The sequence below is a fragment of the Nitratireductor sp. StC3 genome (assembly GCF_003015025.1).
Classification (GTDB): domain Bacteria; phylum Pseudomonadota; class Alphaproteobacteria; order Rhizobiales; family Rhizobiaceae; genus Mangrovimarina; species Mangrovimarina alexandrii.
This window is the reverse complement of the sequence record NZ_PYBP01000011.1, coordinates 154,390-173,305: the sequence shown is the minus strand read 5'-3', so window position 1 is coordinate 173,305 and position 18,916 is coordinate 154,390. Positions and strand designations below refer to the sequence as shown.

At 67.9% G+C, this 18,916-nt stretch carries 17 protein-coding genes and 1 pseudogene; 12 read left to right on the top strand and 6 right to left on the bottom strand.

Translation table 11 applies throughout. The features are described from left to right. The 4 genes and pseudogenes from C7T96_RS20075 to C7T96_RS20060 form a co-directional block, all read left to right on the top strand. Positions 1 to 102: pseudogene (locus C7T96_RS20075) on the top strand (IS5/IS1182 family transposase); the annotation flags it as partial. Positions 103 to 130: 28 nt separating this feature from the next. Next, positions 131 to 1,471, top strand: a complete 1,341-nt coding sequence (locus C7T96_RS20070; RefSeq protein WP_106573032.1) for an EAL domain-containing protein — start codon at positions 131 to 133, stop codon at positions 1,469 to 1,471. Positions 1,472 to 1,641: 170 nt separating this feature from the next. After that, on the top strand, positions 1,642 to 2,406 hold the full coding sequence (locus tag C7T96_RS20065) for an SDR family oxidoreductase (RefSeq protein WP_106573031.1): 765 nt from the start codon (positions 1,642 to 1,644) through the stop codon (positions 2,404 to 2,406). Positions 2,407 to 2,460: 54 nt separating this feature from the next. Then, positions 2,461 to 3,339 (top strand): SMP-30/gluconolactonase/LRE family protein, encoded by an 879-nt coding sequence (locus C7T96_RS20060; RefSeq protein ID WP_106573030.1) that lies wholly within the window; start codon positions 2,461 to 2,463, stop codon positions 3,337 to 3,339. Between the two features lie 18 nt (positions 3,340 to 3,357). Here the strand turns inward: C7T96_RS20060 and C7T96_RS20055 are convergent, their stop codons facing one another. From C7T96_RS20055 to C7T96_RS20035, 5 genes are all read right to left on the bottom strand, one after another. Beyond that, positions 3,358 to 3,717: a septal ring lytic transglycosylase RlpA family protein gene (locus tag C7T96_RS20055; protein WP_106573029.1), complete on the bottom strand. Its 360-nt coding sequence runs from the start codon at positions 3,715 to 3,717 to the stop codon at positions 3,358 to 3,360. 168 nt (positions 3,718 to 3,885) lie between these two features. Continuing rightward, the gene (nagA, locus tag C7T96_RS20050; protein ID WP_106573028.1) at positions 3,886 to 5,043 is read right to left on the bottom strand and encodes an N-acetylglucosamine-6-phosphate deacetylase; all 1,158 of its coding nucleotides are present in this window, start codon (positions 5,041 to 5,043) and stop codon (positions 3,886 to 3,888) included. Then, positions 5,040 to 6,068, bottom strand: a complete 1,029-nt coding sequence (locus C7T96_RS20045) for an SIS domain-containing protein (RefSeq protein WP_245414188.1) — start codon at positions 6,066 to 6,068, stop codon at positions 5,040 to 5,042. Before C7T96_RS20045 ends, nagA begins: the two co-directional genes overlap by 4 nt. Then, complete coding sequence (locus tag C7T96_RS20040) at positions 6,065 to 6,856, bottom strand: GntR family transcriptional regulator (protein ID WP_106573049.1); 792 nt, start codon at positions 6,854 to 6,856, stop codon at positions 6,065 to 6,067. Before C7T96_RS20040 ends, C7T96_RS20045 begins: the two co-directional genes overlap by 4 nt. Before the next feature lies 1 nt (position 6,857). Continuing rightward, on the bottom strand, positions 6,858 to 7,730 hold the full coding sequence (locus C7T96_RS20035; protein WP_106573026.1) for a BadF/BadG/BcrA/BcrD ATPase family protein: 873 nt from the start codon (positions 7,728 to 7,730) through the stop codon (positions 6,858 to 6,860). Positions 7,731 to 7,929: 199 nt separating this feature from the next. Here C7T96_RS20035 and C7T96_RS20030 point away from each other — a divergent pair, with 199 nt between their 5' ends. The 6 genes from C7T96_RS20030 to C7T96_RS20005 all read left to right on the top strand — a co-directional run bounded on the left by C7T96_RS20030 (position 7,930) and on the right by C7T96_RS20005 (position 14,026). Continuing rightward, positions 7,930 to 8,853, top strand: a complete 924-nt coding sequence (locus C7T96_RS20030; protein ID WP_106573025.1) for an N-acetylmuramic acid 6-phosphate etherase — start codon at positions 7,930 to 7,932, stop codon at positions 8,851 to 8,853. Between the two features lie 28 nt (positions 8,854 to 8,881). Further along, positions 8,882 to 10,141 carry an ABC transporter substrate-binding protein gene (locus tag C7T96_RS20025; RefSeq protein WP_106573024.1) on the top strand — a complete coding sequence of 420 codons (1,260 nt, stop codon included), beginning with the start codon at positions 8,882 to 8,884 and terminating at the stop codon, positions 10,139 to 10,141. 63 nt (positions 10,142 to 10,204) lie between these two features. Further along, the gene (locus C7T96_RS20020; RefSeq protein ID WP_106573023.1) at positions 10,205 to 11,134 is read left to right on the top strand and encodes a sugar ABC transporter permease; all 930 of its coding nucleotides are present in this window, start codon (positions 10,205 to 10,207) and stop codon (positions 11,132 to 11,134) included. A 10-nt stretch (positions 11,135 to 11,144) separates the two neighbouring features. Next, positions 11,145 to 11,984, top strand: coding sequence for a carbohydrate ABC transporter permease (locus C7T96_RS20015; protein WP_106573022.1), 840 nt, complete (start codon positions 11,145 to 11,147; stop codon positions 11,982 to 11,984). A 144-nt stretch (positions 11,985 to 12,128) separates the two neighbouring features. Then, positions 12,129 to 13,127 (top strand): ABC transporter ATP-binding protein, encoded by a 999-nt coding sequence (locus tag C7T96_RS20010; RefSeq protein ID WP_106573021.1) that lies wholly within the window; start codon positions 12,129 to 12,131, stop codon positions 13,125 to 13,127. A 41-nt stretch (positions 13,128 to 13,168) separates the two neighbouring features. Then, on the top strand, positions 13,169 to 14,026 hold the full coding sequence (locus C7T96_RS20005) for a sugar phosphate isomerase/epimerase (RefSeq protein ID WP_106573020.1): 858 nt from the start codon (positions 13,169 to 13,171) through the stop codon (positions 14,024 to 14,026). A gap of 15 nt (positions 14,027 to 14,041) precedes the next feature. Here C7T96_RS20005 and C7T96_RS20000 read toward each other — a convergent pair whose 3' ends face one another. Further along, positions 14,042 to 15,736, bottom strand: coding sequence for a phospholipid carrier-dependent glycosyltransferase (locus tag C7T96_RS20000; protein WP_158264427.1), 1,695 nt, complete (start codon positions 15,734 to 15,736; stop codon positions 14,042 to 14,044). Positions 15,737 to 16,027: 291 nt separating this feature from the next. Between C7T96_RS20000 and C7T96_RS19995 the strand changes: the two genes are divergently transcribed. Continuing rightward, entirely contained in the window at positions 16,028 to 17,215 is a 1,188-nt protein-coding gene (locus C7T96_RS19995; protein ID WP_106573018.1) for an LptF/LptG family permease, read from the top strand. An 18-nt stretch (positions 17,216 to 17,233) separates the two neighbouring features. Next, on the top strand, positions 17,234 to 18,841 hold the full coding sequence (locus tag C7T96_RS19990) for a hypothetical protein (protein WP_106573017.1): 1,608 nt from the start codon (positions 17,234 to 17,236) through the stop codon (positions 18,839 to 18,841). The last annotated feature ends 75 nt before the right edge of the window (positions 18,842 to 18,916 follow it).

Here is an 18,916-nt window from a genome sequence, read left to right as displayed (position 1 = left end):
AAACTCAAGGACTGGCGGCGTATCGCAACACGCTATGACCGGTGTGCCCACACCTTCTTCTCCGCCATCTGCATCGCAGCCACCGTCATCTTCTGGCTTTGATCAATGAGTCCTGAGCCTAGAAAATTCCATGAACGGGCCGATGCCAGGCATCAACGAAAACAGGGACGGCGGCGATTTGGCATATACCGATCCCCTGACCGGGCTCGGCAACAACCGGCGCTTCGTCACCAAGATCCGGCGCCTGATCTGCGAACGCGCCGACGATCCGGCGCCGTTCGCGATCGGCATCATCGATCTCGACGGGTTCAAGCCGATCAACGACCTGTTCGGACGCGCCGCCGGCGACGAAATCCTCATGCAGGTGGCGTTGCGGCTGCATGCGGCCATGGACCGGCATTCCACCATCACCCGCATCGGGGCCGACGAATTCGCCTTTCTGTTCCCGATGACCTTCAGCGAGGTCGCGGTCTGCGAGCAGGCGCGCATGCTGATCGAGATCCTGTCGGCGCCCTACGATCTGGGCGAACGCAGCGCGCGGCTTTCGGCCTCCGTCGGCTGCGCGCTTTATTATGTCGGCAGCGAAAGCGCGGAGGACATGGTCCGCAAGGCCGAAACCGCGCTCTACCACGCCAAGCGCAACGGCCGCGGCGGCGTGGTCGTCTACACTCAGGAGATGGAGGACGCGGCCAAGCGCGACACACGCATCGAGCAGGCGCTCAGGCGGGCGGTTTCGGCCGAGGAGGTGGAGCCCTATTTCCAGCCTATCGTCGATCTGGCGACGCGGCGGATCATCGGCTTCGAAGCGCTCGCGCGCTGGACCGATCGCGATCTGGGTTCGGTGTCGCCGGGCGTCTTCATCCCCATCGCCGAGGAACGCGGCATTATCGGCGCGCTGTCGCAGTTGCTGTTGCGCAAGGCGAGCCGCGCCGCCCTGGACTGGCCCGCCGAGCTTTTCCTCTCCTTCAACCTGTCGCCGTCGCAACTGGTCGACCAGAACACCGCCGACCACATCCTGACCACGCTGTCCCGTGCCTCGTTCGACCCGCGCCGGCTGGAGGTGGAGATCACCGAAACCGGCATGATGAGTGATCCCGTCTCGGCCGAAAAGATCGTCCAGGACCTGCGCGCGGAGGGGGTGCGCATTTCGCTGGACGATTTCGGCACCGGGCAGTCGAGCCTCGGCCGGTTGCGCGAATTCCATTTCGACAAGCTGAAGATCGATCAGGCCTTCGTCGCCTCGATCCTCGACGATCGCGCGTCCGAGCACATCATCCGGGCGATTCTGGCAATGTGCGAGGGGCTCGATATCGAAGTGGTGGCCGAAGGCATCGAAACCGAGCAACAGGCTGCCCGCCTGGTTGAGTTCGGCTGCCGCGGCGGGCAGGGATACCTGTTCGGCAAACCCGCCGGCGCCGCCGCCACGATGCGCCAACTGGCCGGTTTCGCCAGGCTGCCGGCCGCGTCCTGATCCCGGTTTCAGCGCGCGCGTCCCAAACGCGCCTTCCCCTCGCGCGGCTTGGCCGATTGTGCGACCCGGCCGGTCCGCCGGTCCTGCCGGGCCGGCGGCGGGGCTTGCCAGGTGGAGCGCGATTGCCGAAAGTCTGCCGCTCGGACCGCAGGAGAGGAAAACAAGCGACCATGACCGATGCGACCTTTCCGGATCTGCGCGATACTGCCGTCGTCATTACCGGCGGCGGAACGGGGATCGGCGCTTGCCTGACGGAGGGCTTCGCGCGCCAGGGCGCGCGGGTCGCCTTCCTCGATATCGCCAAAGCCGAAAGCCTGGCCCTGTGCGCGCGCCTGGAGAAGGACACCGGCAACCGGCCGCTTTTTCTGTCGGCCGATCTGCGCGATGTCGCGGCGTTGCGCGCCGCCGTGGCCGAGGCCGCCGACGCGCATGGGCCGGCCGGGGTCCTCGTCAACAATGCCGCGCGCGACGACCGCCACGCGGTCGAGGACGTGACGCCGGAATTCTGGGACGCCAACCAGGCGGTCAATCTCCGGCCGCACTTCTTCGCCATTCAGGCCGTCGTCCCGGCGATGAAGGCGGCAGGGCGCGGCGCGATCGTCAATTTCTCCTCGACCTCCTACATGATCAACGGTGGCGGCTTCGCCTCCTACACCGCCGCCAAGGCCGGCGTGGTCGGGCTGACGAAGGGGCTGGCCGGCGAGCTCGGCCCGTTCGGCATCCGCGTCAACGCGATCGCGCCGGGATGGGTGATGACCAAACGCCAGCGCGATCTGTGGGTGACGGAAGCCGGCCTCAAGGCCCATATCGACCGGCAATGCCTGAAGCGGGAGATCGCGCCGGCCGACATGGTCGGGCCGTGCCTGTTCCTCGCCTCCTCGGCCGCGCGCATGGTGACCGCCCAAACGCTGATCGTCGATGCGGGCTCGCTCTAGGGTCCGACCCCGGAGCGATTTTGCAGGCCGACGCGGAACCGAAAGGGCCGAGCGATGACCGACGAAGTTTCGATCCTGTGCGACATCGCCTGCGAACTCGGCGAGGGGCCGTCCTACGATCCTCAAACCAACCGGCTGTTCTGGTTCGACATCACCGGCAAAAGACTGCTGGAAAGATCGTTTCCCGACGGCGACACCGTGGTGCACGCCCTGCCCTTCATGGCGAGCGCCATCGCCGTCATCGACGCCGGCCGCCAGCTTGTCGCGGCCGAAAACGGTTTGCATGTGCGCGATGCCGCGACCGGGGCGCTGACGCTCCTGCAGCCGATCGAGGCCGACAACCCGCTGACCCGGGCCAACGATTCCAGGGTACATCCGTGCGGCGCGTTCTGGATCGGCACCATGGCCAAGGACGAAAGCCGCGACCGGGGCGCGATCTACTGGTTTTTCCGCGGCGAACTGCGCCCGCTCTATCGGCCCTTGTCGATCCCCAACTCGATCTGTTTTTCGCCCGATGGGCGCATCGCCTATTTCACCGACACGCCGCGCGGCCTGCTCTACCGCGTCGACTGCGATCCCCAAACCGGCCTGCCGGTCGGCGAGCCGGCCGTCTTCGTCGACTGGCGCGGCCGCGACGGCTTCATCGACGGGTCCGTGGTCGACGCCGATGGCGTGCTGTGGAACGCGCGCTGGGCCGGCGGGGCCGTGGATGCCTGGTCGCCGGACGGTCGCCGGCTGCGCACGATCGCCGTTCCCGCCGTGCAGGCGACCTGCCCGGCCTTTGCCGGTCCCGACGCGTCGCGGCTCGTCGTCACCTCGGCCTGGAAGGGCAGGAGCGAGCGCCAGCGCAAGGCCGAGCCCGATGCCGGCAAGACCTTCCTGCTCGACAGGCCGGTGCGCGGCCGTTTCGAACCCAGGGTGAAGATCGCCTGATCCGGCCGGCGGGCGCGGTCAGCCGACGCGTTTCATGCAGATCTTGGTGTGGCCGGCGCGCACGAAACCGAGCTGCTGGGCGGCCGCCTTGGAAAGATCGAGCACCCGGCCGCGGATGAAGGGGCCGCGATCGTTGATGCGCACCACCACCGAGCGGCCGTTGCGCTGGTTGACCACTTTCAGCTTGGTGCCGAACGGCAAGGTGCGATGCGCCGCGGTCATCGCCTGGGGGTTCATGCGCTCGCCCGAGGCGGTCTTGGAGGTGAGCGCGTACCACGAGGCGCGACCGCAATCGGCCGAGGCGGCGCCGGCCGACGCGGCAAGGACGATGCCGCCGGCGATCAGGCGGCCGGCGACCGAAGTGATGCGTGATGTCATTGGTGTGAAAAACCCCGGGCAATTTCCGTCGCAAGCCGGCTATGGCCGAAATGTGGCGCGGGCTGGGCCCGGCCCGCCGGGGTGCATCACGTTGGGAATCGCCGGGTCACATTGGTTGAGGCGTTGCCGGCCGGCATCGCCGGTCCGGGCACGGCCGCTTTCGCGCCTTCAGCGCGCGGCTGCCCGCCCGCCGATCCACACGCCGGCGATTTCCAGCGCATCGCTGAGATGCACCATATCGGCGCGCGTGCCCGGGGCGAGCCGGCCATGGCGGGCGTCGATGCCCATCGCCTGGGCGGGATAAAGCGAGGCCATGCGCAGGGCTTCCTCGAGCGGCACCCCGATCCGGCGATGCATGAAGCGAACCGCCGAGATCATGTCGAGGTCGGCGCCGGCAAGCGTGCCGTCCTCCAGCGTCAGTCGCCCCTCGCGGCGGCGAATGGTACGCCCGTTCAGCGTGAAGCTTTCCATCGTCGTGCCGATCGTGGCCATGGCGTCGGTGACCAGGAAGATGCGCCCCGGCCTCGACTTGGCCTTGAGGGCGGTGCGGATATTGGCGGCGTCGACATGGATGCCGTCGGCGATCAGCCCAGCCGACAGCGCGCCGAGATCGATCGCCGCGCCCACTAGGCCCGGCTCGCGGTTGGCGATCTGGCTCATGGCGTTGAACAGATGCGTGACCATCGACGCCCCGGCCTCGGCCGCCTCGGCCGCCGCCGCGTAGCTGGCGTTGGAATGGCCCAGGCTGACGACGATCCCGGCCGTGGTCAGCCGTGCGATCCGCTCGGGCGCCACCGCCTCCGGCGCCAGCGTCACCAGCAGGGCCGGCAGCGTCTTGCGCGCTGCGAGGAGGAAGGCCTCGTCGTCGTCGTCCATCGGGCGGATCAGGGCCGGGTCGTGCGCGCCCTTGCGCGCCGGCGACAGGTGCGGGCCTTCCAGATGCAGCCCGATCAGGCCCGCCACGCCGTCGGCGGCCGCCTCGGCCGCCGCTTCGACCGCCGCCCGGCTCACGGCCGGCCTATCGGTGATCAGGGTCGGCAGCAGGGCCGTCGTCCCGAATCCGGCATGGGCGGCGCAGATGGTGCGGATGGTGGCGACATCCTGACGGTCGTTGAGCATCACGCCGCCGCCGCCATTGACCTGCAGATCGACGAAGCCCGGCGCCAATAGCCCGCCGTCGAGCCGGACGGTTTCGGCCTCGGCTGGAACCTCGCCGTCCGCAACGATGTCGGCGACTGTGCCGTCGCGGACAATCAGAGCCATGCCCTGGCGGCGGCGCGCGCCGTCGAAGATATCGGCCCCGACAAAGGCGGTCGTGGTCATCATAGGGTTTCCGTCACTTTGCGCAGATTGGGCGGCCGGTCGGGGTCGAGCCCGCGTGCGCGGGCGAAGCTTTCCACGAAGCCGTAGAACGAGGCGATCAGGGCGAGCGGGTCGGTCAGCGCGTGGCCCGTCGCGGCGACCGGCAGCGCCGCCTCGCGGCCCGCCTTGTCGCTGGTCGCAAAAACGGTGGCCCCGCGCGCGGCCAGGCTCTCGATCGCCGCCAGCATCGAGGGTTCGGACTGGTCGCGCACCACCAGCGCCAGGATCGGAAAGCCGGGCTTCACCAGCGCCATCGGCCCGTGCATGACTTCCGCGGCCGAATAGGCTTCGGCATGCACGCCGCTGGTTTCCTTGAATTTCAGCGCCGCCTCCTGGGCGATCGCCATGCCCGGGCCCCGCCCCAGAATGTAGAGCGATTCGCTTTGCTGCAGCGCGGCCACGAGCGGCGACCAGTCGCAGCCGACCGCCTTTTCCAGCTCCGGCGGCAAGGCGCGCAGCGCGCCGGCAAGCCTATCCGAGCCGGTCCAGTGCGCGAGCATCGCCAGGCCGGCAAGCGCTGAATTGACGAAGGTCTTGGTGGCGGCGACGCTGCGTTCCGTGCCCGCCAGAATGTCGACCTCATGGTCGCAATGACGGCCGATCGGCGCGCCGGCCGTATTGGTGATGCCGATCGTCAGCGCCCCCGCCGCGCGCGCCATCTCGGCCATGGCGACGATGTCGGGGCTCTTGCCCGACTGCGAAATCGCGATCGCGGCCGCGCCGGCGAGCTTCAGCCTTGCGCCGTAGATCGAGGCGATCGACGGGCCGAGCGAGGCGACCGGGACGCCGGCGGTGAGTTCGGTGGCGTATTTCAGGAACGACGCCGCATGATCCGACGAGCCGCGCGCGACGGTGGCCAGAACGCGCGGATCGCGCGCCGCGAGCGCGGTACCGGCCGCCGCCAGGGCCTTGTCGCCGTCGCGCAGCAAATCGGCCGCGGCGTCCGGGATCTCGCGGATTTCCCGCCACATATGGGTCGGGGCGCTCATGACGCCTCCGCGCTCGGGGTCTCGTCGGCCTCGCCCAGTCGCAGTTCGGCCACGAAATCATAGGTGTCGCCGCGATAGATCGAGCGTGTGAACTCGATCACCCGCCCCGAGGCCAGATAGGAGATGCGTTCGATGCTGAGCCCGGCTGCGCCGGCCGACACGCCCAGAAGCGCGGCGTCGTCCGCCTCGAGATTGGTCGCGGAAATGCGCTGGACGGCGCGCACCGGTCGTTTGCCGGTTTTCTGCAGCACCGTGTAGAGCGAACGCGTCACCGCGCCGGGATCGGGCAGCACGTCGCTCGACAGCGTGGCGCGTTCGATCGCCAGCGGCGTGTCGTTGGCAAGCCTCAGCCGCGACAGCCGGGCGACCAGTTCGCGCGACGACAGCCCCAGCACCATCATCTCGTCGGGCGAGGGCGGGTAGATGCCGCGATCGATCCATTGCGAACGCGCGGCCATGCCGCGCCGGGCCATGTCTTCGGTGAAGGAGGTCAGCCGCGACAGCGATTGCTCGACCCGGTCGACCCGCGGCGCCACGAAGGTGCCCGAGCCGTGGCGCTGGATCAAAAGCCCGCTGGCGACCAGGTCTTGGACGGCCTTGCGCACGGTCACGCGCGACACCGCGATGCGCGCGGCGATCTCGCGTTCCGACGGCAGCGCGTCGCCGGGCCGGATGACGCCGCGGCTCAGCGCGTCCTCGATGCTGCGCCGCAGCCGCAGATAAAGCGGCGTCCCTTGCCCGTCGCCCGCGTGCAGGCCGGCCAGGATATGCCGGGTCAGCACCGTCATCTCAATGCCCCGCCGCCGCGCCGAAGCGGCGTGCCGCCATCGCCACCGCGCCGCCCAGCGCATCGGCGATCGGCGCCCGCAGCATGGCCGAAAACGGCGCCCCCAGCCTGGCCGCGATGCGCGCGCCGAGGCCGCCGAGCAGGCAAAGCCGATCCGTCGGGTGCAGATCGAGCGCGGCGAGGGCCGCCTCGACATGCGCCGACGCTTCGTCCAGCAGGCGTGCGGCCAGCGGGTCTCCCTGGTCGGCGAAATCGAACACGACCGGCACGAACGCGCCGAAATCGCGCGGCCTGGCGGTGGCGGCGAAGGTTACCATCCGGCGCGGATCCTGGTCGAACCGGGCCAGAACCGCCGCCGTCAGCGCCGTTTGCGCGCGGATCCCGTCATGGGCGAGCAGGCTTTCCTCGAGCAATTGACGGCCGAGGCGGGCGCCGCCGCCGAGATCGCCGATCTGGAAGCCCCATCCGCCGATCGACCTGGTCGTCTCGCCATGCCGCGCCATGAAGGCGGAGCCGGTGCCGATGATGCCGATCGCGCCGTCATGGCCGCCGAGCGCGCCCTCCAGCGCGATCAGCGCGTCGCTTTCGACGCGGCTTTCGGCAAAGGGCAGCCGCGCGGCGAGGCGCTGCTGGACGTCGGCGACATTGGCGCCGGCCAGACCGAGGACCGCGCCGGTCCGGTCGAAGTCGGGGGGCTGGCCGGCGGCCGCGAACGCCGCGCGCGCAGCCTCAACGATGCTGGCGCAGGTGCCGTCGAGGTCGGTCATCACATTGGCCGCGCCGCTATCGCCGCGCCCGACGATCTCGCCCGCGGTCGTCGCCAGCCCCGCCCGGCATTGCGTGCCGCCGCCGTCGATGCCCAACACCCATTTCACGCCATCATCCTCCTGAGTTGATACAATACCAATAAAATACCAATATCCAAGCACTGAATTCAAAATTACCGGCACATCAGTATAAAATATTGTTTTATCTCGTGTTTTTAAGCAAAATATCGGCCATTCTAAAAAAACCGTTAACGTGTTCTGGACAAGTGGTATTTTTTTGGTATTGTCGAGACAAAGGGAGGAATGGATGGCGCTGCGCCGAACGGAAGAGCGGCACGCGGAAGCTGGCGGGATCGACCTGCTGCCGGACGAGGACGTTCTGGCGCGGCTCGCCGACGCGCAGGTCGAGGCGGCGGCGAGCGTCCGCGCTGCGCGCGAGCCGCTTGCCCGGGCCGCGCGCCTTGCTGCCGACACCGTCGCGAAAGGCGGCCGGATCGCCTATGCCGCGGCCGGCAGTTCCGCGCTGATGGCGCTGGCCGACGGGCTGGAATTGCCCGGCACGTTCGGCATCGCGCCGGAGCAGGTCATCGTGTTGATCGCCGGCGGCGCGGCCGCTCTCCACACGCTGGCGGGCGCGCCCGAGGACGACCTGGACGAGGCCAGGCGCGCTGTCGTCGAGGCCGGGCTCGGCCCGGCCGACTGCCTGATCGCCGTCACCGCGAGCGGCTCGACGCCCTACGCGCTCGCCGCGCTTGAGGAGGCGCGCGCCCGCGCCGTCCCCACGATCGCCATCGCCAATAATGCCGGAGCGCCGGTGCTGGAGCGCGCCGACATTGCGGTCGTGCTCGCCACGCCGCCGGAGATCGTCGCCGGCTCGACGCGCATGGGCGCGGGTACGGCGCAGAAGATCGCGCTCAACATGCTGTCCACGCTGATGGCGATCCGGCTCGGTCATGTGCATGACGGGTTCATGGTCAATCTGAAGGCGGACAATCAAAAACTCAAAGCGCGCGCGGTTGGTATCGTGGCCGCCATCGCCGGCTGCGGCGAAGCCGAGGCCGGCACGCTTCTCGACCGGGCCGGCGGCTCGGTCAAGACCGCGACGCTTCTGGCTGCCGGCGCGACATCGCGCGTTGACGCCGAGGCGTTGCTCCAGGACGCCGGCTGGCGATTGAGGCCGGCGCTTTCGATGCTCAAGGGCGACGCCCGCGCCCGCACGCAGGCAAGCTGACAGGGCCAATCAATAGGGAGGAGAAATCATGACACGCGAGACATTGACGGCATTGCTGCTCGGCACCGGCGTTCTCGGCCTTGCCGGCCAGGCGCAGGCCCAGGACACCACGCTCACCATCGAGAGCTGGCGCAACGACGACCTCGCCATCTGGCAGGAAAAGCTGATCCCGGCCTTCGAGGCCAAGAATCCCGGTATCAAGGTGGTGTTCTCGCCGTCGGCGCCGACCGAATACAACGCGGCGCTGAACGCCAAGCTCGATGCCGGCTCGGCCGGCGATCTGATCACCTGCCGTCCGTTCGATGCCTCGCTCGAACTTTACGACAAGGGCCATCTCGCCGATCTCACCGGTCTGGCCGGCATGGACAATTTCACCGACGTCGCCAAATCGGCCTGGTCGACCGACGACGGCGGCGCCACGTTCTGCGTGCCGATGGCCTCGGTGATCCATGGCTTCATCTACAACAAGGACGCGTTCGAGGAAGTCGGCGTCGCGGTGCCCGAGACCGAGGACGAGTTCTTCGCCGCTCTCGACAAGCTCAAGGAGGACGGCACCTACGTCCCGATGGCGATGGGCACCAAGGATCTGTGGGAAGCCGCCACCATGGGCTACCAGAATATCGGCCCCAATTACTGGAAGGGCGAGGAGGGACGTCTGGCCCTGATCAAGGGCGAGCAGAAGCTGACCGACCCGCAATGGGTCGAGCCGTTCGCCACGCTCGCCAGATGGAAGGACTATCTCGGCGACGGTTTCGAGGCGCAGTCCTATCCCGACAGCCAGAACCTGTTCACGCTCGGCCGCGCTGCGATCTACCCCGCCGGCTCGTGGGAGATATCGCTGTTCAACACCCAGGCCGATTTCGAGATGGGCGCGTTCGCTCCGCCGGTGAAGGCCGCCAGCGACACGTGCTACATTTCCGATCACAACGACATCGCCATCGGCCTCAACGCCAACAGCCCGAACGCCGAGGCGGCCAGGACCTTCCTGTCATGGGTGGCCTCGCCCGAATTCGCCACCATCTACGCCAACGCCCTACCCGGCTTTTTCGCCCTGTCCTCGACCCCGGTCGAGATGGAGGACCCGCTCGCCCGGGAATTCGTCTCCTGGCGTGAAGAGTGCGAATCGACGATCCGCTCGACCTACCAGATCCTGTCGCGCGGCACCCCCAATCTCGAGAACGAGACCTGGGTGAAATCGGCCAATGTGATCAACGGCACCGACACGCCGCAAGACGCCGCCGCCGAGCTGCAGAAGGGGCTCGCGAGCTGGTACGAACCGCAGAAATAGGCTCGGATCGAAACCGAACGTCCGGGCCGCTTGCCGGCGGCCCGGCTCCGGGGGAACAGGCGCATGGCAGCCGAACGCGCAGACCGCAGACCGATCCGCTGGCACATCGCGGTGTTCCTGGCGCCGGCCGTGTTGATCTACACCGCGGTGATGATCATTCCGCTGTTCGGCACGCTGCAGCTCTCCCTGTTCAGCACCGTCGACAACCAGCAGGTATTTGTCGGCCTGAAAAATTTCGCCACGCTGCTCGGCGACGAGCGCTGGGCGGCGAGTTTCTGGAACGCGCTGTGGAACAACACCTGGTTCTTCATCATCCACATGGTGGTGCAAAACCCGATCGGCGTGCTGCTGGCCGCGCTGTTGAGCCATCCCAGGCTGCGCTTTTCCGCCTTTTACCGCACGGCCATCTTCGTGCCGACCATCCTGTCCTTCGTGATCGTCGGCTTCACCTGGAAACTGATCCTCAGCCCGCTCTGGGGCGTGGCGCCGGAGCTGCTCGACATGATCGGGCTGAAACATCTCTTCACCCCCTGGCTCGGCAAAGAGGACTACGCGCTGACCACGCTCGGCCTGATCTCGGTGTGGCAGTTCGTCGGCATTCCGATGATGCTGATCTACGCGGCGCTGTTGTCCATCCCCGAAGAAATCCTCGAAGCGGCCGAATGCGATGGCATCACCGGCTTTGCCCAATTCTGGAAGATCCAGCTTCCGCTGATCCTGCCGGCGATCGGCATCATCTCCATCCTCACCTTCGTCGGCAATTTCAACGCCTTCGACCTGATCTACTCCGCCCAGGGCGCGCTTGCCGGTCCGAACTACGCCACCGACATTCTCGGCACCTTCCTCTACCGCACCTTCTTCGGCTTCCAGTTGCAGATCGGCGATCCCAATATGGGCGCCACCATCGCCTCGATCATGTTCTTCATCATCCTGGCGGGTGTGTGCCTGTATCTCTTCGCCATCCAGTCGCGCCTCAGGCGCTACCAGTTCTGAAGGGGCGACCATGAGCCAGGCCCGCTCCTCCCCCGCCCGTACGGCAGCCGCCCACGCGATCCTGATCGTCTACACGCTGATCGCGCTTTTCCCGGTGCTGATCGTGGTGATGAACTCGTTCAAGTCGCGCAAGGCGATCTTTCGCTCGCCGCTGTCGCCGCCGAGCGCCGAGACCTTCGATCTGGTCGGCTACCAGACTGTTTTGGCGCAGGGCAATTTCCCGCTCTATTTCCAAAACAGCGTCGTCGTCACCGTGGTGGCGTTGGCGATCGTGCTCGTCTTCGGCGCCATGGCCGCCTTCGCGCTCGCCGAATACCGCTTCCGCGGCAACGCGCTGATGGGGCTTTATCTGGCGCTCGGCATCATGATCCCGATCCGCCTCGGCACGGTGGCGATCCTGGAGATGATGGTGGCGAGCGGCCTGGTCAACACGCTGACCGCTCTGGTGCTGGTCTATTCCGCCCAGGGGCTGCCGCTGGCGATCTTCATCCTGACCGAGTTCACCCGCCAGATCTCCGACGATCTCAAGAATGCCGGCCGCATCGACGGCCTGTCGGAATACCGCATCTTCTTCCGCCTGGTGCTGCCGCTGCTGCGCCCGCCCATGGCCACCGTCGCCGTCTTCACGATGATCCCGATCTGGAACGATCTGTGGTTTCCGCTGATCCTGGCGCCGGCCGAGGCCACCAAGACGGTCACGCTCGGCGCCCAGCTCTTCCTCGGTCAGTTCGTGACCAACTGGAACGCGGTGCTGGCCGCCCTGTCGCTGGCCATCCTGCCGGTGATGATCCTTTATCTGATCTTCTCGCGCCAACTGATCCGCGGCATCACCTCCGGAGCCGTCAAATGAGCCGGAGCGATCCCGTCCGCGTTCTCGTTGCCGACGAAAGCGTGCGCTCGCGCAAGGCGGTGCGGTTGTGAGCGGGCGCACAGGCGGCGAGGGGACGCAGATGCGCGTCCGGCCGGGTGGTTGCGGCAAGCGGGGGAGCTTCCCATGGACGCGCTGAAACTCGAGAAAATCCGCAAATCCTTCGGCCAGGTGGAGGTGCTCAAGGGCATCGACCTGCAGGTCGCCGACGGCGAATTCGTCGTCTTCGTCGGCCCGTCCGGTTGCGGCAAGTCGACCCTGTTGCGGATCATCGCCGGGCTGGAGGACGCGACCGCCGGCGAGGTCGCCATCGCGGGCGCGCGCGTCAACGCCGTGCCGCCGGCCAAGCGCGGCATCGCCATGGTGTTCCAGACCTACGCGCTCTATCCGCATTTGAGCGTGCGCGACAATATGGGTCTCGGTCTGAAACAGTCCGGCGCGCCGGCGGCCGAGATCGCCCGGCGCATCGAGATCGCCTCGACCATGCTGTCGCTCGAACCCTATCTGGCGCGGCGCCCGGCCGAACTGTCGGGCGGCCAGCGCCAGCGCGTGGCGATCGGCCGCGCGGTGGTGCGCGAGCCCAAACTGTTTTTGTTCGACGAGCCGCTGTCCAATCTCGACGCCGCCCTGCGCGTCAACACCAGGCTGGAGATCGCGCAGCTTCACAAGCGGCTCTCTGCGACGATGATCTACGTCACCCACGACCAGGTCGAGGCGATGACGCTGGCCGACCGGATCGTCGTTCTCAACGCCGGCCGCGTCGAGCAGATCGGCGCGCCGATGGAGCTCTACAACAATCCCGCCAACGAATTCGTCGCCGGTTTCATCGGCTCGCCGAAGATGAACTTCATCGACGGGGCGCGGCTGGGCGAAACCGCCAGGACCGTCGGCGTGCGGCCCGAGCATCTGGCCGTCGATCGCGACAAGGGCGACTGGAAGGGCACGGTCATGCATGCCGAACATCTCGGCGCCGACACCAATCTTTATATCGACACCGAAAAGGCGGGCCTGCTGACCGCGCGCATCTTCGGGGAGTTCAGGGCCGAGCCCGGCGAGACCATTTTCGCCACGCCCGATCCCGCGCGCACTTGCCGGTTCGACGCCGAAGGCCGTACGCTGCGCTGACCGCCGGGCGGGCGGCACTGAAAAACCGGGGGGAGCGGTCGATGAAAATCGGCTTTTGCATGTTTCTGTGGACGACCCATGTCGAGGCGACGCACGAGGCGCTGCTCAGAGACCTGAAACGGGCCGGCTACGACGGCGTCGAAATCCCCGTCTTCGAGGGCGTGCCGGACGACTATGCGCGGCTCGGCGCCCTGCTCGACGCGATCGGGCTCGAACGCACCGCCGTTTCTGCGATGGGCGACCCGGCGATGAACCTGATTTCGCCGGACGCGGCCGCGCGCGCGGCCGGTGTCGACTACGTGAAATGGGCGATCGACTGCACGGCCGCGCTCGGCGCCGACACGCTGTCCGGCCCGCTCCATTCCACGCTCGGCCATTTTTCCGGCGAGGGGCCGTCGGCGGCCGAGTTGCAGCGTTCCGTCGCCGCGCAGCGCGCGATCGGCGACCATGCGGCGCAAAAGGGCGTGACCGTCGGGCTCGAGGCGCTCAATCGCTTCGAATGTTATCTCCTCAACACCATGGACGCGCTCGCCGACCATCTCGACCGGATCGACCATCCGCGCATCAAGGCGATGTACGACACGTTCCACGCCAATATTGAGGAGCAGGATCCGATCGCCGCGTTCGAGCGCAATCGCCGTCATATCGTCCACGTCCATATCTCGGAGAACGACCGCGGCGCGCCCGGGCGCGGCAACATTCCCTGGCCGGAGACGTTCCGGACGATCCGCGGCTCCGGCTACGACCGCTGGCTGACGATCGAGGCCTTCGGTCGCGGCCTGAAGGATCTGGCGGCCGCCACCAAGGTCTGGCGCGACTTCGCCGAAAGCCCGGAAGCGGTCTACCGCGAGGGCATCGCCCATATCCGCGCCGGCTGGCGGGCGGCCGGGGCCGGGTGAGGCCGGCGCGCGGCGTCAGGAGGCTGCCGCGCAGGCAGCGCCATCCGCGCGCCAGGCCATCACCACGTAGATGTCGTAGTCGATGATGCGCCGGTCGACCGCGACCGGGTTCGGCAGGTCCACCGCGCGCTGCCGCCAGTCCTTTTCGCGCATCGCCACGGTGCCGCAATCGTTAGCGGCGACGGCGCGTGCCAGCGCCGGCCAGGTCGACACATGCGCGATGGCGCGGCCGGCATGGTAGTCGTAAATGCCGCCGCTATGGGGGTGGTAGAAATAGAGCGCGTCGCCGGCATCGCCGCGCGCGGCCAGGATTTCCGCCTGGGCGCGGGGCGACATGGTGTCGTTCAGCCCTCGGATGGTGATCAGATAATAGGGCAGGACCGCAAGCGTCATGCCGACAGCCATCGCCAGGCCGAACGCCAGCGGCCGGCTCCCGCGCAAGGCCAGCGCCGCGCCGACCAGCGGCAGGGTGGCGATCATGACGATCGTGCCGCCCTGCACGCGTTCTGGCCACAAGGTCAGGTGGTGCGCGAACGGCAGCGCTGCCGCGACGGCGGCCAGAAGCAGGCCGATCGACAGGAAATAGGCTCGCCGTGTCCCCGTCGCCATGTCCAGGATCGCCTCGGCGATCAGCAGCGCGCACAGCGGGTAGAGCGGAACGAGCAAAAAGGCGATCTTGTAGTCGAAGCTGGAGATCAGCCCCAGGCTGACGAGCAGCGCGCACCACACGTAACCGAGCCCGCGCTGCCGGGCGCCGGCATGCGGATCGGCGCGGACGAGCCGGCGCCACAGGGCGGGCTGGCCAAGCCGGCGCCATGGCAGAAAGAACAGGATCAGCGACCACGGCAGCAGGATTTCGGCCAGCTTGTGCAGGTAGAAATAGACCGGATTCGACAGGCGCGGCGTGTCGACCGCCCGGTTCAAGGTCTGGTCGATCAGGATCGCGCGGATGAAATCCGGTCCTTCGACCAGATAAACGCCGACGAGGTAGAGCGCGCCGACGGCAAGCAGCAGGCCGAGGCCGGCGAGCGTCGTTTTCGAGCGCAGCGCGGTCCACCGCCGCTGGCGCGCCAGCCACACGGTGAGCGACAGAAGCGGCATCAACAGGCCGACCGGCCCCTTGGTCAACAGCGCGGCGGCCGTCGCGGCGAAGCCCGCCAGCGCCCACATCTTTGTCCGCCGGCCCTTGCCGTCATAGGCCTTGAAGAAAAACACATGGCCAAGCACGATGAAGGCGGCGAACAGGAGATCCATACGCGGCATGTGCGCGCGCTCGATGAAAAACTGGTTCGACAACAGGATGAGCCCGGCCAGGAGCGCGACCCGCCGCCCGAGGCCGAACTGGCGCGCCGCGAACACCGTCACCGACACCAGCAACCCGGCCGAGAGTGCGGCCGCCAGGTTGAAGAGCACCGGTTCGCGGCTGCCGACGAGCCAGGACATGCCGGCCACCATCCAGAAATAGAGCGGCGGCTTGTCGGGATAGGGCACGTCGGACAGGTAAAGCACCAGCCAATGGCCGTTCTCCACCATCTGCATGAAGGCGGCGGCGTGGCGGGTCTCGTCGGTGAACCACACATCCTTGACCCACAGCGTCGGCAGGGTCTGGACCGCCAGGATCAGCAACAGCACCAGATGCGGATGGCGGCTGGCCCGGCCGATCCAGCGCGCGACGGCGCCCGTGCGGGTTTCCGGCACGGCCTCTGTCATCGGCGCCCGCATTCCCCGCCGGCGGGGCGCGTGCGGTCGCGGTTCCGGGGCGCGCCGGCCTGCCCGGTCGTCCTCCGCCAGGCCGACAAGCCGGCCCCGTCGCCTGTCTCGAACGCCCTGCACCCGCGCAATCGCATATCCCTTTCCGGACCGGGGGCCCGGCGGCCGCCGCGGCCGCCCGGATGGCGTCTTATGCGTGCCATTCCTTCCCCGGCGCAATACTGCTAACGTCTGCGGGTATTTTTCAAGCGGGGCGCGCCCCGGCACCCCGGCCGGTGGCGGAATGGCTGAATGAACCTGGTGGAGCGCTACATCTTCCGGCGGATGTTCGAATTCGCCGCCATCGCGCTGGCGATTCTGACGCTCGTCATTCTCACCACCCAATTGCTCAATCACATCGGCTTCCTGGTCGAGTCGCGTCAGTCCTTCCTGACGCTGGTGACGCTGGCGCTGATGCTGGTGCCGACGGTTCTGGTCGCGATCGCCCCCTTCGCCTTCCTGGTCGGCGCGATCGTGATCCTGGATGCCATGAACGCCGATTCCGAACTCGCGGTGATCGAGGCGGCCGGCGCCGGCCCGGCGACCTATATCCGCCCCGTCTTCCTGCTTGCCGCGCTGACGGCGGCCTTGTGTTTCGTCGTCAGCGTGTGGGTGGAGCCGCTGGCCAACCGCAAGGTCCGCGACATCGCCGCCACCGCCAATGCCGACCTGATCCGTGCCGCCGTCAGCGCCGGCGAATTCAAGGAGATCGAGGATGGGCTGTTCATCTCGGTGGATTCGTTCGGGGCCGAGGGCGACTTGCTCGGCGTGTTCATCGTCGACCGGCGCACCAGCGAGCGTGTATCCTATATCCACGCCAGGAGCGGGCAGCTCGCCCCGGTGAAGGGTGGCGGTTTCCTGCTGCTGACCAATGGCGAGATGCAGTCGGACTCCGAACCGGGCAAGCTCAGCTCGATCCGTTTCCAGACCCTGTCGCTTGACCTGTTCACCTATCGCGGCCGCATGGGCGTCAACTATTCGCCGCGGCAATACCGCACCGGCGACCTGCTCGCGCTCGATCCCGCGACCGCCGGGCCCGGATTTGCGCCCGACAAGGTCGCCAAGGAGATCAACCGCCGTTTCACCGATTGGCTCTACCCGCTCGCCTTCGCGCCGCTTCTGATCGTGTTCGGCGGCGGCGCGCGCTCGATACGATCGCAGCAGCGCGTCATGCTGCTGGGGGCCGCGCTTTCCGGCTTCCTGGTGCGCGGCGTCGGCTATCTGGCGCTCGACGGATCGGGCCAAAGCACGCTCGCCGCGCTATTCGCCTATGCGATTCCGGTCTGCACTTTCGCCCTGTTTTCCGTCCTCGCGTTCGGCGGCGGCCTGCGGCTGCGTCCCGGTCGCGACCGGCGGCGGAACAGCCCGTCGCCCTACCGCGGCGGCAAGGCGGCGGTGCGCGGCGATCGGCCCGCCAATGCCGCCGCCGATGGCGGCTAACGGAGCGACCGGGCTTCCATGACCGACCGGAAGATCATCCGCCGGCTGCGCTGGCTGCTGCGCAGGCCGTGGTTGGCGGCGCTCCTGATCGTCGCCGCCCAGCAGGCGCTGCTTGTGGGATCGCGCGATCTGTGGTGGGCCGACGAGGTGCGCCATGCCGACGTGCTGCGCCACATGATCGAAAACGGCGACTGGCTGGCCCTGCGTTTGAACGACGGCTTCTATCCCGACAAGCCGCCGGTTTATTTCTGGCTTCTGGCGCCCCTGGCCTGGCTGCGCGGGACGGTCGACGCGCCGCTGATCATGTCGGCGCACGCCCTGACCGTGGCCGCCGCGCTGTTGGCGCTCCTGGCGCTGGCGCGCGCCGTCGGCGCCGGGCGCGGCGCCGGGCTGGCGGCGGCCGTCATCTTCTCCACCGGCACCTACGTGCTGGTGCTCAGCCACTACGCGCGCATGGATTTCTTGTTCGCCGCGCTGATCGGCCTGTCTTGGGCCTGCCTGTTCGTCGGCGCGCGCGCGCGCGCCGTCTCGCCCGCCATGATCTGCGGATTTCTGTTGGCGGCGCTGGCGACCCTGACCAAGGGGCCGTTCGGGGCCGCGCTGCCGCTTGCCGCGCTGGTATCGTTCCTGATCCTCGGGCGGAATCTCAAACGGCTTGCCGCGGTCGATGTCGGGCTCGGACTCGCGCTCGCGCTCGGACTTGTCGGCCTGTGGGTCTACGGCATCGGCCTGGCCGGCGGTCCGGCCTATGTCGAGGCGATCTTTTCCGGCCAGATCGGCGAGCGTGTCGCAAACGGCCGCGACGGCGTGCTCGGCATGCTGCGCTATGTCGCCACCCTGCCGCTGGTCTTCTTGCCCTGGAGCCTGGTTTTCCTCATGCCGGCCGGCACAAATGCATCGCGCGGCGCCGCGCCGGCCGCCGACGGGTTTCGGTATGCCTGGTCGGCCGCGCTCTCGGGTTTCGTGATCGTCAGCCTGGTCGGGGAAAAGCACGAATATTACCTGCTGCCGCTGCTGTTGCCGCTGTCGATCCTGGCCGCCGACCGGCTGCTGCGCCTGGCGCCGGCCTCCCGGGGGCGTTTCTGGGCTGGGGTGGCGCTGTTTTTCGTTCTGATCGCAGGCGTGCTGGTGGTCGCGCCCGCCGTCGTGCCCTATCGGCTCTGGCTGCCCGGTCTTGTCCTGTGCGCGGCGCTGTCCGCCGCGACCGCGCTCGCCCTTTTTCGGGCGCGCCGGCGCGCGGCGGTCGTCATGCTGGCGGTCGTGCTTGCCGGACAGACCCTTTGGATCAACGCCGTCGGGCTTGCCGTCATGCCCTCGCTCAACGCCGTCTTCAGTCCGCAGCCGGTCGTCGCGGCGCTGCGGCCCTATCTGCAAGGCGGCCATCGCCTCGCCGCCTACGGGTTGGTGCGCGGTGTGCTCGGCCACGATCTCAAGGCGACCTACGCCGAATTTCGCGACCGGGACGCGCTTCGGGCCTGGATCGAGGCGCAGGAAAAGCCGCTGGTCGTCATGCCGCGTCCGCGCTGGCGGCGCGATTTCGCGGACGACGCGACGCTGGAAATCGTTGCCGAGGTGCCGTTGGCGGGCGCCGTGCTGGTGATTGCGGCGGCCGGCGTGGAGCGATAGGAAAGATGTCATGGCCCATGCGTCCTGGCGCGCCAGGCACGGTGGCGTGATGGTCTTTGCGAGCTGGAAAGTCGA